At 64.9% G+C, this 14,774-nt stretch carries 10 protein-coding genes; 7 read left to right on the forward strand and 3 right to left on the reverse strand.

Annotated elements, in window-relative coordinates; all coding sequences use genetic code 11:
* Positions 1-40: 40 nt before the first annotated feature.
* Genes PV773_RS05865 through PV773_RS05875 form a run of 3 tightly spaced genes read right to left on the reverse strand, consistent with a single transcriptional unit; the run spans position 41 to position 5,795 of the window.
* Positions 41-1,408, reverse strand: coding sequence for a hypothetical protein (locus PV773_RS05865; protein WP_347965451.1), 1,368 nt, complete (start codon positions 1,406-1,408; stop codon positions 41-43).
* Positions 1,405-4,905 (reverse strand): helicase-related protein, encoded by a 3,501-nt coding sequence (locus PV773_RS05870; RefSeq protein WP_347965452.1) that lies wholly within the window; start codon positions 4,903-4,905, stop codon positions 1,405-1,407. The genes PV773_RS05865 and PV773_RS05870 overlap by 4 nt, the downstream gene beginning before the upstream one ends.
* A 26-nt stretch (positions 4,906-4,931) precedes the next feature.
* The gene (locus PV773_RS05875) at positions 4,932-5,795 is read right to left on the reverse strand and encodes a WYL domain-containing protein (protein ID WP_135861101.1); all 864 of its coding nucleotides are present in this window, start codon (positions 5,793-5,795) and stop codon (positions 4,932-4,934) included.
* 103 nt (positions 5,796-5,898) lie between these two features.
* Here PV773_RS05875 and PV773_RS05880 point away from each other — a divergent pair, with 103 nt between their 5' ends.
* The 7 genes from PV773_RS05880 (at position 5,899) to PV773_RS05910 (ending at position 14,653) form a co-directional block, all read left to right on the forward strand.
* A complete protein-coding gene (locus PV773_RS05880; protein WP_347965453.1) occupies positions 5,899-6,135 on the forward strand; it encodes a DUF2188 domain-containing protein in 237 nt (78 codons plus the stop codon).
* Positions 6,136-6,159: 24 nt separating this feature from the next.
* Positions 6,160-7,125 carry a CBASS cGAMP-activated phospholipase gene (locus tag PV773_RS05885; protein ID WP_347965454.1) on the forward strand — a complete coding sequence of 322 codons (966 nt, stop codon included), beginning with the start codon at positions 6,160-6,162 and terminating at the stop codon, positions 7,123-7,125.
* 4 nt (positions 7,126-7,129) lie between these two features.
* The gene (locus PV773_RS05890) at positions 7,130-8,386 is read left to right on the forward strand and encodes a nucleotidyltransferase (RefSeq protein ID WP_347965455.1); all 1,257 of its coding nucleotides are present in this window, start codon (positions 7,130-7,132) and stop codon (positions 8,384-8,386) included.
* Between the two features lie 14 nt (positions 8,387-8,400).
* Complete coding sequence (locus tag PV773_RS05895) at positions 8,401-9,075, forward strand: SEC-C domain-containing protein (protein WP_347965456.1); 675 nt, start codon at positions 8,401-8,403, stop codon at positions 9,073-9,075.
* A gap of 118 nt (positions 9,076-9,193) precedes the next feature.
* Complete coding sequence (locus PV773_RS05900) at positions 9,194-9,946, forward strand: damage-inducible protein (RefSeq protein WP_347965457.1); 753 nt, start codon at positions 9,194-9,196, stop codon at positions 9,944-9,946.
* On the forward strand, positions 9,861-11,384 hold the full coding sequence (locus PV773_RS05905) for a DNA polymerase Y family protein (protein ID WP_347965458.1): 1,524 nt from the start codon (positions 9,861-9,863) through the stop codon (positions 11,382-11,384). The genes PV773_RS05900 and PV773_RS05905 overlap by 86 nt, the downstream gene beginning before the upstream one ends.
* On the forward strand, positions 11,381-14,653 hold the full coding sequence (locus tag PV773_RS05910; RefSeq protein ID WP_347965459.1) for an error-prone DNA polymerase: 3,273 nt from the start codon (positions 11,381-11,383) through the stop codon (positions 14,651-14,653). Before PV773_RS05905 ends, PV773_RS05910 begins: the two co-directional genes overlap by 4 nt.
* The last annotated feature ends 121 nt before the right edge of the window (positions 14,654-14,774 follow it).

Here is a 14,774-nt window from a genome sequence, read left to right on the forward strand (position 1 = left end):
TGCGCGAACGCGCGTCGCGGTTGCGTTGACCGTTCGACGATCATGCCTCGAACTCAATCGTCGAAGGCGTTGCGACCAGTTCCGGCCCGCGCGGCGGCGCACTCTTGCGCCAGCCGCCCTTGATCGTCTGGATCGCCGAAATCGGCAGCCTCTGGGCGGGCGGTAACTCGCGCAGATCGCGGACGTGCCAGAACACGGCCCAATGCCCCTGATTGTCCGACGTGTATTGCCCGGTCGTCGGAGGGCGGTGGGTCATTCCCTGCGAGTGCTTGCCGTTCGCGCTCTCCTCGCAGCCGAAGTACCAGCCTCTCCAGCTAACGACGAGACTGTCCTTCGCCGGCACGTCCTCGTGGGACGGATAGATCAGGACCGGGACGAACGCGTCGCCGCGAAGCTCTTCGACCTTGCGGAACAGCTCCCATTTGCGCGAGCCGAAGGCGACGAATCCCGTGCGGCGCGCGATGTCCTCGCCCGACTGGAGATGCTCCAGCGGGACCGGTGCAAGGATGGCGAAATCCTTGATGTCCGTCACGGCGCCCTCCCTGCCGAACCCCGTCTCCTGAGGCTGACGCGATAACGGTAGGGCGCGGTCTCCTCGATCACGACGAGGTCTCCGGCCCGCGCGCCATGCGATTTGTAGAAGGCGCCGATCCAGCCCGCGGGCGCGGAAGAACTTCTTGTCCTGGCCGTCGATGTCGGTCCGCACCGGCTCCGGTCCGCCCCAGTCGATCACCACCTCGCCTCGTGCCCGCGAGGCCTTGTTCGAGCCGCCGATCACATCGTCAGGGAACTTGTCGATTAGCGGTCGCAGATAGAAGTGGTTGTTACGCAGATTGGCGTGGTTGATTTCGATCTCGCCGATCCAGCGCGCCGTGGATGCTGATGCGGGCGGCGAGATCGCGGCCGCCGTGGCGGCCTTTGGCGTTTGGATTCGACCAGCCGCCGCCGACGGCTGCCTGGCGGCAACCGTCACCGCCTCCGGCATGGGCTCGGCAACCGAGCCTTCGGGGAACACGCCACGCAACGCGGCGGCGATCCCCGCGATCGCCTCCTCGTCCAGTTCGACCCAGGTCACGGCGCCGCTCTTGTGCCGGTAAGGCACTGGCCGGTCGAGCCGGCGCACCTCGTCCAGCTTCCACGGCACGTTCCATTTCGCGACCGCGCCGGAGCGGATCATGTGCTCGGGGATGCAATGGCGCTCGAACGTCACGATCATGTCTGCCGGCGACAGCGGCCGGCCGACCTCGGTCAGCTTGGCGACGCCGTACACCGCGCCCGTGCCTTTCCGGATGAGTCCGAACCAGCCGCGATGCGACGTCGCCGACGAGCGCATCTCCCAGGTTTTCGAGCCCTCGAGGAGATGGCCGATCCACGGATCGGCGACGATAAGCCCCTTGGTGATCCTCATCGCGGCGCCTCCGCGCGCTCCAGGAGACGTCGCAGGTCGAATTGAATCGCCGTCTCGAGGAACGACGGCTCGCGCTCGACCAGGGCGCCGCGCACATAACGCGGCTCCTGGGCGAATCCTCCGGCGACGGACACGACCGCCAGGATGAACTTTTCCGGCTCATGCAACGAGGTGATTACCTCCTGGCGCGTGATCATCACGGAGTCGGCGCTGTCGATGCGGCCCTTGACCTCTATGAAGCGCAGATGCCCCGACTTCGGATCGTGCGATGCGATGTCGTACCCGATCTTCTGCGCCGAGACGTCGACCGGAGCGTGTCCGAGCGTGCGCTCGGCAGCCATGACAGCTTCCATCGCGGTAAGCTCGATCGCCCGCCGCGCCGCCGGATCCTCGGCGAAACCGTTCGCCACGGGAGCCTGACGGGCTTCCAGCAGACCGCGCGGTATCACCACCATGCCGCCTCGGACCCGTGGTGGCTGCGACGAGATGAACCGCTCGCGTTGGAGCTGGTCCATCCGCCGCTTCTGGCGCTCGGCCAGTTCCTCGGCACGGCGCTGGGCGTTCTGCCAGTTGAGCCGCGTCTTCTTGCCGGCCTTCTCCTCCTCTTTGAGCTCGAAGGCCCGCGAGTCCCAGTAGTTGATCTCCTTCTTGAGCCGGGCGCGGACCTCCTGCTCGACCTTCTCGATCTCGGGCAGGCGACGCGCCTTGACCTCGGCGACATGCCCCTGCGCCAGCTCGACCGTGGCGAAGCGGATGGCCGTCTTTTCCAGTTCGCTGGTCAGCCAGTCCTCGTCGAGCAGGTCGCGGACCATCCCGATCTCTTCCGCCGTGGCGGGTCGGAGGTTGAGGTGCGGCGCGATGCCCGCGTTCTCGGCCTGACCTCGCTTGTCGATCGCGGCGAATTGCAGCCGCTGCGAGATCACGTGCGGCTTGCCGCCGCTGGTCAGCCGGCCGTCCTGGACGGTGTGCTCGAGCAGGAAGACCGCCGAAAGCGCATCGCCCGGATCGGTGTCATCGACGAGGATCGCGCCCTGGCGCATGATCTGCTCGTATTGCTCGCGGATCAGGCTGATCACCGCCTCGAGCAGCGGGTGCCCGGGACAGACGAAGGCGGCGACGGGCTGCTGATTGATCAGCCCTTTCTCGAAGCAGATCCGCTCATATTGCTTCTGGATCGGCGCCCCGGTGCCGATCTGGCGATCGCGTTCGCGGATGCGCACCGGCACGTGGGTGATTTCCCAGCGCCCTTCCTCGCGGCGTTTGAGGCGTCCGCCGAGATGCTGGAACGCCTCGACGAAGAAGCTCTGGATGTGATGTGGCTGCAAGCGCAACGCTTCGGCCCGCTCCATCTCCAGCCGCAGTTCCTCGACCTTGGCCTCGGGCATGGTGTCGTTGGTGAGCGCGCGGCGGCGGAGCAACTCCAGCAGATGCGCCTGATCGACCGCACCGTCGACCTGCCGAAACAGACGCGCCTTCACGTCTTCCTGTTCTCCATACTGGATCGCCTGGAAGAGGAGATCCTTGAGCGCGGTGCCTTCGAAGAGTTCGCCGAGCACGTCGTAGACGCGCCCGCCCAGCGCCTCGCGCGCGGCTTCCAGTTTTTCGAGAAGCCGCGCATAGACCTCGCCCTCGCGCGTGTCGGCCGCGACCAGGTTCCAGAGATGGCAGACTTCGGTCTGGCCGATGCGGTGAATGCGCCCGAAGCGCTGCTCGATCTTGTTGGGGTTCCAGGGCAGGTCGTAATTGACCATCAGGTGCCCGCGCTGGAGGTTGACGCCTTCGCCCGCAGCGTCATTGGCGATCAGCACCAGCAGATCCTTGTCTTGCATGAAGCGCTCGATCACCTTGCGCCGCTCCTCGCGCGACACGCCGCCATGGATCACGTCCACTGCCTCGGGGTTACCGAGGCGCGCGCGCACCTTGTCGAGCAGGTAGTGAAGCGTGTCCTTGGGCTCGGTGAAGATGATCAGTTTGCGGCGGTTGCCGCCCGCATCGATCATCAGGTCATCGTCGAGAATGCGGTTGAGCTGGGTCCATTTCGTGTCCACGCCGGAGCGCAGCACGCCGAGCGCCGTCGCCTCGAGGCCTTTCAACGTCTCCACTTCTAGGGCGAGCTGCTCGACCGTCTCGGCCGTGGTCGCGCCGGTCGAGATCAACTCCTCCAGTTCGTCGATCTCCTCCTGCCCGTATTCCTCGATGTTGCGCAGCATGTCGGGATTGACCGCCGGCTCATCGACGCCGACGCGCCGTCCTTTCGCGGCGAGGCGCGCTTCACCGAGCTCGCCTTCGAGGCGCTCACGCCGCCGCTTCAGCGACTGGTAGATAGCGGCTGGCGACGAGGCCAGGCGTCGCTGCAGGATCTGCAGTGCGAAGCCGACATTGTTGCGTTTCTTGCCATCGCCCTCAGCGAACCGCTGCACCCGGTTCATCTCGGTGCGGACATACTCGGTGACCGCGGTGTAGAGCGCGGCTTCGCCCTCGGAGAGTTCATACTTGACGGTATAGGCGCGCCGCTCGGGAAACAGCGGCCGGCCATCGAACTTCAGCAGTTCTTCCTTGGTCAGCCGCCGCATCATGTCTTCTGTGTCCGCGTAATGGACACCGTCCCGGAACCGACCTTCGAAGCGGTCGCCGTCGAGTAGCGCCATGAAGAGCTGGAAGTCTTCCTCCTTGCCGTTATGCGGCGTCGCCGACATCAAGAGCAGGTGGCGGCAGATCTGACCGAGCTTCTGTCCGACCTGATAGCGCCGCGTATATTTGACCTCGCCACCGAAATAGGTCGCCGACATGCGATGGGCCTCGTCGCAAATGATGAGGTCCCATTCGCGGGCACTCATGAGCTTTTCCTGCAGCTCCTCGTTACGCGCCAGCACATCGAGTCTCACGATCAGCCGATCGCGTTCGCTGAACGGATTGCCCGAACGCGACGTCTCGATCATGTCACGGGTGAGGATGTCGAATTCGAGATTGAACTTCTGGCCGAGCTCGTCCTGCCACTGCTCGACCAGGCTGCCCGGCGCGACGACGAGGCAGCGCTCCAGATCGCTCCGTGCGATCAGCTCCTTGATGAGCAGGCCGGCCATGATCGTCTTGCCGGCGCCGGGATCATCCGCAAGGAGGAAACGCAGCGGTTGCCGCGGAAGCATCTCGCCGTAGACCGCGGAAATCTGGTGCGGTAGCGGATCGACTAGGCTCGTGTGGATCGCAAGATAAGGATCAAAATAATGGGCAAGCTTGATGCGGTTGGCTTCGGTCACGAGGCGCAGCAGCGCCCCGTCGGCGTCAAAGGACCACGGCCGTCCGCTCTGCTCGACGTCCAGCCGGTGTTCGTCGTCCCGATAGAGGATGGCCTCCGCGACATTGCCGTTGTGGTCGCGGTAGACGACGCTGATGGCCTGATCGCCGATCCAATCGACCGACACGACCTGGACAGGTTGCGCGGATACGATCCCGCGAACCGACGCGCCATTCTTGATGTCCTCGAGTTTCGCCCCCATCGGCTGAATCTACCCCCCAAATGCTGTCATAGCTGAAGCTCAGTCTTTTCTAAAGCAGCCTCGGTTTCCTTGCGATTTATCGCAACGATATGCTGCGTGCGCGGATTCTGTTTTGCGGCATCGCCGAGCAGCCCAAGTCGTTTCAGCACATAGAAAAGCATCGCGTAGCGGACCGGGAGGATGCCGTTACCGTGATCGAAGCCGTAATCCTTGGCGACGACTTTCTTCTGGCTCTCGGTCAGATCGGGATGCGGACCGACGACGACATCGAAATAGTTGTTCCAGAGCCAGTCCTGCTCGCCAGTCGCGCCGGGCCTGCCCTTGTCGCCGACCTCGAGAATACGCGGCAGGAGGAAATCCTTGAACCTGTCCTGGAGATGGCAATAGGCCCGGGCGTGCCAGCGGAACCCGTCATAGCCGAAAGCGTGCGGCGTGATCCTGCGCCATATCGGATCGGGGCGGGATCGGTTCATCGACTGATAGAATATGTCCACGGAGGCGCCCTCGCGCACCGCGTCAAGGATCCTGCGCAAGACCTCGATGTCGATGTCGCGCTTGGGCGTCAGGGCGACGTCGGCACTCGGAAGCGTGGCGATCCAGGAATCATGGGCCGGCACGGTGCCTTCGGCGACAGCGCGGAGCTGCGCAAGGTAGGTGTAGGGATCGGGATCGAGGAAGCGCAGGACGAACTTTTCAGCCGCGACATAGCGCTTCGAACGCGTATCGTAGTCCATATTTCCGGGTGCCCGTTCCTGGTAGAGCGTCAGGTCCTTGGACGCCTGTGGAATCGATACTCCGAAGCATTCCTTGATGTCGGCACGATTGATCGAGCCCTCCCAGAACAGGCGGAACTCAATAAATTCAAGCCTTTGCTCAACACCCCAGCGCACTCAGCGATCCTCGGTATGCGATTATAAACTATACTGACTTGACAAACAAGTACGTGTAGTTCATATACGCATCCTGACAGTGAGTCAACGGCGGGAGGCCAGAATGGCGGATAGGTACGTTACCAAACATCCCAAGGGCTGGGCGGTTAAGGCGCCGGGCGCGGATCGGGCGAGCAGCGTCCATCACACGCAGCGCGAAGCCGAGCAGGCTGCGAAGCAGACGGTCCGCAATCTCGGCGGCGGAGAGGTTCGCATCCAGGGGCGCGACGGCCGCTGGCGCGATTCCGACACGGTGCCGCCCGGCAACGATCCGAATCCGCCCCGGGATCGGAAGCATTAGCTGCGGCGAGCGGGGGCAAACACCGTGAAGCGCATCCTTACCATAGATGGCGGCGGCATCCGGGGCACCTTCCCGGCGGCGTTCCTCGCCAACCTGGAACAAGAGCTCGATCAGCCGATCGGCCACTATTTCGACCTGATCTCCGGAACCTCTACCGGAGGCATCATCGCCATCGGGCTGGCGCTCGGCATGCGCGCCGCCGACATCCTCAAGCTCTATGAAGATAAGGGGCCGGCGATCTTCGCGCAGACGCGCGGCGGCGTCGCGGGCTGGCTCGGCCGGCATGTGCGCAAGGGACGCTGGCTATTCTGGGGACCTAAATACAGCGCGCAGCCGCTCCGTGATGCGCTTCAGGGCGTGCTGGGCGACCGCAAGCTTGGCGAGGCGCGGACGCGCCTGGTAATCCCTGCATGGCATCCCCAGACGCAAGGCGTCTACATCTTCAAGACGGCCCATCATCCTCGCCTGAGGACAGACTACAAGGAGCTCGCGATCGACGCGGCGATGGCAACGGCAGCTGCGCCGACATATTTCGCGCAGCACGTCACCGCGAATGATGTCGGGTTGGTCGATGGTGGCCTGTGGGCCAACAACCCGACCGGCATCGCCGTCGTTGAGGCGATAGCGACGCTTGGCTGGCCTGCCGACGATATCAGGGTTCTCAGCATCGGCTGCCTCGAGGACATCAAGGTCGTCCGCGAGGCCTATGGCGCGGCCAGGCTCGCCCCTCAACTCGCCAGTCTGTTCATGGCCGGGCAGTCACACGGCTCGCTAGGCATCGCCCATATTCTCACAGGCGACCCGCACGAGCGACGCGCCATCTATCGCGTCTCCCAGCCGGTGCCTGACGGCTTCTACTCCCTCGACGACACCAGTCGCATCCGCAGCCTGAAAGACCGCGCCTTCGCAGAGGCGCGTATCCAGAAGGCGATCCTCCAACCGCAATTCTTCGGCGCGCCCGCTGACGAATTCGTCCCTCACTGCAGGTGATGCCATGACCATGCACGACAAGCGGCTCGCGAAATCGCACGACGATATCCTGGAGGCGATGGCGGATGCCCTCGACATCCCGCCGTCGAAGTTCGAAGAGGCAAAGAACCGCTACGAGGCAATCGGCAACTGGCTCGACCGCCCGGAGTCAACGCTCGCCGACTACGACCCAGCGATCTCGCCGCAGGGTTCCTTCCTTCTCGGTACGGTTACGCGGCCGCTGACCGACGCGGAGGAATATGATGTCGATCTCGGGTGCCGGCTCAACGCGTCGAAGGCCGAGTTCACGCAGAAGGGCCTGAAGGAAGCGGTCGGCTATGAAGTCGCGCTCTACGCCAAGGCGCACGGCATGGCCAAACCGGACGAGCGGCGCCGCTGCTGGACCCTCAACTACGCTGCCGGCGCGCAATTCCACATGGATATCGTGCCCGCGCTTCCTGATGCCCAGCGCTATAAGACCAAGCTGCTTGAACATGGCTATCGCTCGCTGGCTTACGACACTGCTTTGACCGGCCAGGCGATTGCCATTACGGACAATACCCTCCCGCACTACAACCAGCAGACCGAAGACTGGCCGCAGAGCAACCCGCTCGGTTATGCGGCGTGGTTCCGTAGCCGCATGCGCGTGCGCCTGACGGAGGCGAAGCGCGCTTTCGCGCAGCGTGAGCGGATCACTGCCAGCGTCGAGGACATCCCCGACTACAAAGTCAAAACGCCGCTGCAGCGCTCAATCCAGCTTCTGAAACGGCACCGCGACTGCATGTTTGCGGACGACTGCGAGCACAAGCCCATTTCGATCATCATTACGACGCTCGCTGCCCATGCCTACAACGAGGAGCCGACTATCTCGGCCGCGCTGCAAAGCATCCTGACCGGGATGGATCGCTATATCGAAGATCGCGGTGGTGTCGCGTGGGTGGCCAACCCGGTCAATCCGGCCGAGAACTTTGCCGACAAATGGGCGGAGGAACCCAAGAAGCGTGATAACTTCCGCCGCTGGGTCGACCAGGCCCGGCAGGATTTCGCATTCTATCTGCGAGTGAGCACGTTCGACAAAGTTCCTGAAGTGCTCCGGGAGCATCTCGGCGCGAAGCTGGTCGATAGCACCCTTGCGGCAATACTCCCCGTGGCGGCGGTCGCTCTGGCCACGCCGGCCATCGCGCGGGATATTTCGGATAGCGGTGACATGGGGCGCGCCGAGCGCGCCGTCGAACAGATCAACCGCGACGGGCCGCAGTCGAAGCCTTGGGCCAAGTCTTAGGCAAATCGATCAAGTTGCTGACGCTGGAGGAGGTCAAGGCTGCGATCGCTTTCGACCAACCGAAGTTGCGCGCTTCGGCTGACGGTCCGAAAATTCAAGTCGAGGGCGACTATCTCATATTTGAGAAGGATGTCGTCGCGGCCCCCGGCGGGCCCCTCGCCGACTTCAATATCAGGATTGAGTTGTCCGAGCTCTATCCGCGTCAAGAACCCAAGGTCTTTGAGGTCGGCGGCAGAATCCCGCGTGAGGCGGAGCGACATATCAATCCCGATGGCGATTGCTGCGTTACGGTCTGGGAACACTGGCTGATCACGGCGAATGACCACTCCGTCGGCAACTTTCTCAACGGCCCGCTCAATGAGTATTTTCTTGGCCAGTTCTGGTTCGAAAAGACCGGGAAATGGCCGTTCGGCGAGCGGGCGCACGGCACACCAGGGCTCGAGGAGGCTTACGCAGATGCACTGGGAATCGCGAATGGGCGAAAAAGCCTTCTCTATCACTTGCGGATGCTGTCCCAAGATTGGCCGAAAGGTCACTGGCCATGTCCCTGTGGAAGCGGCCTGCGCCTTCGGCATTGCCACCGTGACGATCTGATGACCATACACCAGCGCGTTTCGCCGAATGTTGCCCGGCGCATGTTGCGTCGGCTCAATCCAGACAGGCGCGAAACGCGAAGCGTTGGATTCTAGCGTTCCACCTCAGGTCCTTTACCGTGTCGGCTGCGTAGTCTTCTTGACTCTTTGAGCGAAAAGCTAGAACAAATAGCGAACATGATGCAAGACCCACAAGCGGAGGTCCATCCATCCCGTGCGGCCTCAGCCCGCCATCGACGCCTTGCGCGTGCAGATCGAGAAGATCGAAGGCCCTCGCCGGCGCGTGCAGTCGGTGCTGCCCTTCGGGGTGGCCGAGGTCGACTCACGCCTACCAGGAAGAGGGCTGGCACGCGGCGCGCTGCATGAGATCGCTGGCGGTGGCAACGGCGTCATCGACGGCGCCGCCGCGGCCCTGTTCGCCGCAGGCATCGCAGCCCGCACCAAGGGCCGCGTGCTGTGGTGCATCACGCAGCCCGACATTTTCGCGCCTGCCGTCGCACAGGCCGGACTACCGCCCGACCGGGTGATCTATCTGCAGGCCGGTGACCAGGCCAGTGTCTTGGCGTGCATGGAGGAAGGGCTGCGGCATGGCGGCCTCGGCGCCGTGGTCGGCGAAGTTGCCCGACTCTCCATGAACGCCTCTCGCCGCCTCATGCTTGCAGCGGAAGGGAGCGGAACCATCGGTCTCGCGCTTCGCCGCTGGCGGCGCCAGACCGACGCCACTGACTTCGGGCAGCCCACCGCCGCCGCCACGCGCTGGCGGGTGTCGGTGCTGCCGTCCACCCCCTTGCCGGTCCCCGGCGTTGGCCGCGCCCGCTGGCTGGTCGAACTGATCCGCGCCCGAGCCGGCGAAAGCGCTGATTTCGAATTGGAAGCCTGTGATGAAAAGGGTCGTCTCGCTGTACCTGCCGAACTGGTCCACCGACCGTCTGCGGCGGATGACTGGCGACGCACCGCCGCGCGCTGATGCGCCGCTGGTGGTCGTCGGCCGGGACGGGAGCAGACGGATCGTGACGGCTGCCGATCCGGCGGCCGCGGCACTTGGCGCGCACGTCGGCATGCCCGCGGCGAAGGCTCAGGCGCTCGCGGCCGGCCTCCAGATTCGCGACGCCGATCCATTGGGCGACGCCGAGGCGCTGGAGCGGCTGGCGCTCTGGATCCTGCAGCGCGTGGCCCCCATCGTCACCGCAGATCCCCAAGACGGCATCGTCATCGACACGACCGGGACCGATCACCTCCATGGCGGCGAGGCCGCCATGCTCGATGGCCTCGTCAGCCGACTCGCCATGTCGGGCGTCGCCGCACGCGCGGCCGTCGCCGATACCTGGGGTGCGGCGCACGCGCTTGCCCGCTTCGCCCCCGGCTCGATGATGATCGCCGCGCCCGGTCATGGCCCATCGGTGATTTCGGCACTGCCGATAGAGGCGCTACGGCTCCCGCCCGGTATGCCGGCGGCGTTGCGCGTCCTCGGTTTCGAGCGGATCGGTGAACTCATCGCGCAGCCGCGCGCGCCCCTGACACTGCGTTTCGGCCCCGAGCTCGGCCGGCGTCTCGATCAAGCGCTCGGCCGCGCAGCAGAACCGATCGAGCCACTTCGACCGGCCGAGCTCTCCGAGGTGCGCCGCTCTTTCGCCGAACCGATCTCCGCGGCTGAGACCATCGCCCGCTATATCGGCAAACTGGTCGAAGCGCTGTGCACGGACCTCGAGCAGAACGGCCAAGGCGCGCGGCGCCTCGACCTCATCTGTCAGCGCGTCGACAGCCGCGCCCAAGCCATCCGCATCGGCATGGCCAAGCCCGTGCGCGATGCGAAGCGCCTCACTCGTCTGCTCTGCGACAAGATCGAGACAATCGATCCTGGCTTCGGCATCGACACCCTGACGCTCTGCGCCTCCGTTGCCGAACCGCTGGAGCCCCGGCAGATGGCGACCTCCCTCATTGAAGTGGCAGAGCCCGATATCTCTGATCTCATCGATACCCTCGCCAACCGCGTCGGTGATCGCGCCCTCTATCGGGCCGCGCCGGTCGCCAGCGACGTTCCGGAGCGGTCGGTCAGCCGTGTGCCGGCGCTCGCCCCCCAGACCGGCGCGAGTTGGCCCGATGCCTGGCCGCGACCGGCACGGCTGCTGCTGACCCCCGAGCTGGTCGAGACCATCGCCTTGCTGCCGGACCATCCGCCGGTCTCCTTCACCTGGCGCGGCGTACGCCGCCGCGTCCGGCGTGCCGATGGGCCGGAGCGGGTCTTCGGAGAATGGTGGAAACGCGATGCGGAGTTGGCAGCCATCAGGGATTACTTCCGGGTCGAGGACGAAGCAGGCGAACGCTATTGGCTCTATCGTGCCGGTAACGGGGAGGACGAAACCACCGGCTCGCAGCGCTGGTTCATCCACGGGGTCTTCGGGTGACAAGCCCACGCTATGCCGAATTGCAGGTCACCTCGCATTTCAGCTTCCTGCGCGGCGCATCCTCTCCCGAGGAGCTTTTTGCGCAGGCAGCGCTGCTCGGCATCGAGGCGCTCGCCGTCGTCGACCGCAACAGCCTCGCCGGCATCGTCCGCGCTCATGAAGCCGCCAAAACCACCGGCGTGCGCCTCGTCGTAGGCTGCCGCCTCGACCTCGCCGATGGCACGTCGGTCGTCGTCTATCCGACGGACCGGCCCGCCTATTCCCGGCTCTGCCGACTTCTCAGTCTCGGCAAGGGACGCGCCGGCAAGGGCAAGTGCCATCTCGAATGGGCGGATCTGGTGACCTATGGCGAAGGCCTAATCGCCGTGCTCCTCCCGGACGTCGCCGATGACGAATGCGGTCTGCGCCTGCGCCGCCTGCGCGAGGCCTTCGGCGATCGCGCCTATATGGCGCTGACGCTGCGGCGCCGGCCGAACGATCAGTTGCGGCTTCACGAATTGTCGAACCTTGCGGCGCAAATGCGGGTGCCGACGGTGGTGACGAACGATGTTCTGTTCCACGAGCCCGGCCGGCGCATCCTGCAGGACGTGGTCACCTGCATCCGTCACAATGTCACCATCGACGAGCTCGGCGAACGCCGTGAGCGCCACGCCGACCGCTATCTCAAACCACCAGAGGAGATGCATCGGCTCTTCGGCCGCTATCCCGAGGCCCTCGCGCGTACATTCGAGATCGCCGAGCGCTGCCGCTTCAGTCTCGACGAACTCGCCTACCAATATCCGGAAGAGCGCGACGATCCCACGCTCACGCCGCAGCAGACGCTGGAGAAGTTCACCTGGGAAGGCGCTGCTCAACGCTATCCTGACGGGCTCCCCGACAGCGTGCGGGCGACGCTCGAGCACGAACTGCGGCTGATCGAAAAACTCGGCTATGCGCCGTACTTCCTCACCGTCAACAGCATCGTCAGGTTCGCCCGCTCGCGCGATATCCTCTGCCAGGGTCGCGGGTCGGCCGCCAACAGCGCCGTCTGCTTCGTGCTCGGCATCACCTCGATCGACCCGGGCCGCAACGACCTGCTGTTCGAACGCTTTGTGTCGGAGGAACGGCGCGAACCGCCGGACATCGATGTCGACTTCGAGCACGAGCGGCGCGAAATCGTCATGCAGTGGGTGTTCGACACCTACGGCCGCGATCACGCGGCGCTCTGCTCGACGGTCATTCGCTATCGTACCAAGGGCGCACTACGCGATGTCGGCAAGGCCCTCGGCCTGCCGGAAGATCTCATCCGCACGTTGTCGGGCCAGGTCTGGGGCTGGTCCGAGGAGGGCGTCGCCGATCGGCACCTCGCGGAGCTCAATCTCAATCTCTCCGACCGGCGCCTGCGTCTCGCGCTCGACCTTACCGGCCAGCTTATGGGCGCCCCGCGCCATCTGAGCCAGCATCCGGGTGGTTTCGTGCTGACCCACGACCGGCTCGACGACCTCGTTCCCATCGAGCCTGCCGCCATGATCGATCGCCAGGTCATTGAGTGGGACAAGGACGACATCGACGCGCTCAAGTTCATGAAGGTCGACGTCCTCGCCCTCGGCATGCTGACCTGCATGAAAAAGGGCCTCGATCTGCTGACCGAGCACAAGGATATCACGCTCGATCTCGCCTCCATCCCGGCCGAGGATCCACGCACTTACGCGATGATCCGCAAGGCCGACACGCTCGGCACGTTCCAGATCGAATCGCGCGCCCAGATGTCAATGCTGCCGCGGCTCAAGCCGCGGACCTATTACGATCTCGTGGTCCAAGTCGCGATCGTCCGCCCTGGGCCGATCCAGGGCGACATGGTCCACCCCTATCTCCGTCGCCGCGGGGGCCTCGAGCCGGTCCACTACCCGAAGCCCGAGCTTGAGAGAGTCCTGGGCAAAACGCTCGGCGTTCCGCTCTTCCAGGAGCAGGCCATGCGCGTTGCCATCGAATGCGCCGGCTTCACGCCGGGCGAGGCCGACATGCTGCGCAAATCCATGGCCACATTCAAGCACACGGGAGGCGTCTCCGCCTTCAAGACCAAGCTGATCGAGGGCATGGTCGACCGCGGCTACGACCGACCGTTCGCGGAAAAGACCTTCAGCCAACTCGAGGGCTTCGGAAGCTACGGCTTTCCGGAAAGCCACGCCGCATCCTTCGCGCTGATCGCCTATGCCAGCGCCTGGCTCAAATGCTGGCATCCCGACGTCTTCTGCTGCGCCCTGCTCAACAGCCAGCCGATGGGCTTTTACGCCCCGGCGCAGATCGTGCGGGACGCGATTGCCCATGGTATCGAGGTGCGTCCCGCCTGCGTTAATGCTTCACGTTGGGACTGCACTTTGGAGCCGACCCAAGACGATAGCCGCTTCGCCGTTCGGCTTGGTCTGCTCATGGTCCGCGGCCTCGCCAACGTCCATGCGGCGAGCATTGTCGCGGCGCGCGCCGATCAGCCTTTCGCGTCGATCAATGATCTGTGGCGGCGCGCCGGGGTGCCCCAGGCAGCCCTCGTCCAACTCGCGGAGGCCGATGCTTTCCGGCCGGCGCTTGGCTTGGCCCGGCGCGAGGCGCTGTGGGCGATCAAGGCGCTGCGCGACGAGCCGCTGCCGCTCTTTGCTGCAGCCGCAGCGCGCGAGAACGAGATTGTCCCGGAGATCGCCGAGCCCAGCGTCGCCTTGCGGCCGATGACGGCAGGCGCCGAAGTGGTGGAAGACTACAGTCACGTCGGGCTGTCGCTGCGCAACCATCCGGTGAGCTTCCTGCGCGCCGATCTCCACCGTCGGCGCATTGTCTCCTGCGCCGAGGCGATGGCGGCTCGCGACGGACGCTGGCTGGAGGCCGCTGGCATCATTCTGGTGCGGCAACGGCCCGGAAGCGCCAAGGGCGTCATGTTCATCACGCTCGAGGACGAAACCGGGATCGCCAACCTCGTCGTCTGGCCGAAGGTGTTCGAGGCCAACCGCCGCACCATTCTATCAGCCGGCATGATCGCCGTGCGCGGCCGCATCCAGCGCGAGGGCGAGGTGGTCCACCTCGTCGCGCAGCGCTTGACTGACCTCTCGGCCGAACTGGCCAGCGTTGGTCAACGTGATGCTGCGTTTCCGCTGCCGCATGGCCGTGGCGATCAGGCGCGCCATGGCGGCTCCGGCCCAGACCCGCGCGAGGTTCCGCCGTGTGGCCTGCGGACCCGGGACATCTACATTCCGGACCTGCACATCGATGCGATCAGGGTCAAGACGCGTGATTTCCACTAATCTAAAGGAGCCCGGCGCCATTCGCAGGCTGACAGGAGCGATGCGCGAAACGGCCACGTCGTCGCGCAGCAACAGGATGCCCCACACCGGCAGCGCCCCGCCGGGCTGGCCGCCAGTACCC

Source organism: Mesorhizobium sp. CC13, assembly GCF_039907765.1.
In the GTDB taxonomy this organism is placed as follows: Bacteria; Pseudomonadota; Alphaproteobacteria; order Rhizobiales; family Rhizobiaceae; genus Aminobacter.

Excerpts from the sequence above, each read along its gene's own strand:
- PV773_RS05865 (WP_347965451.1), bottom strand. The coding sequence starts at position 1,408 with ATGAGGATCACCAAGGGGCTTATCGTCGCCGATCCGTGGATCGGCCAT.
- PV773_RS05870 (WP_347965452.1), bottom strand. The coding sequence starts at position 4,905 with ATGGGGGCGAAACTCGAGGACATCAAGAATGGCGCGTCGGTTCGCGGG.
- PV773_RS05880 (WP_347965453.1), top strand. The coding sequence starts at position 5,899 with ATGGCGGATAGGTACGTTACCAAACATCCCAAGGGCTGGGCGGTTAAG.
- PV773_RS05890 (WP_347965455.1), top strand. The coding sequence starts at position 7,130 with ATGACCATGCACGACAAGCGGCTCGCGAAATCGCACGACGATATCCTG.
- PV773_RS05905 (WP_347965458.1), top strand. The coding sequence starts at position 9,861 with ATGAAAAGGGTCGTCTCGCTGTACCTGCCGAACTGGTCCACCGACCGT.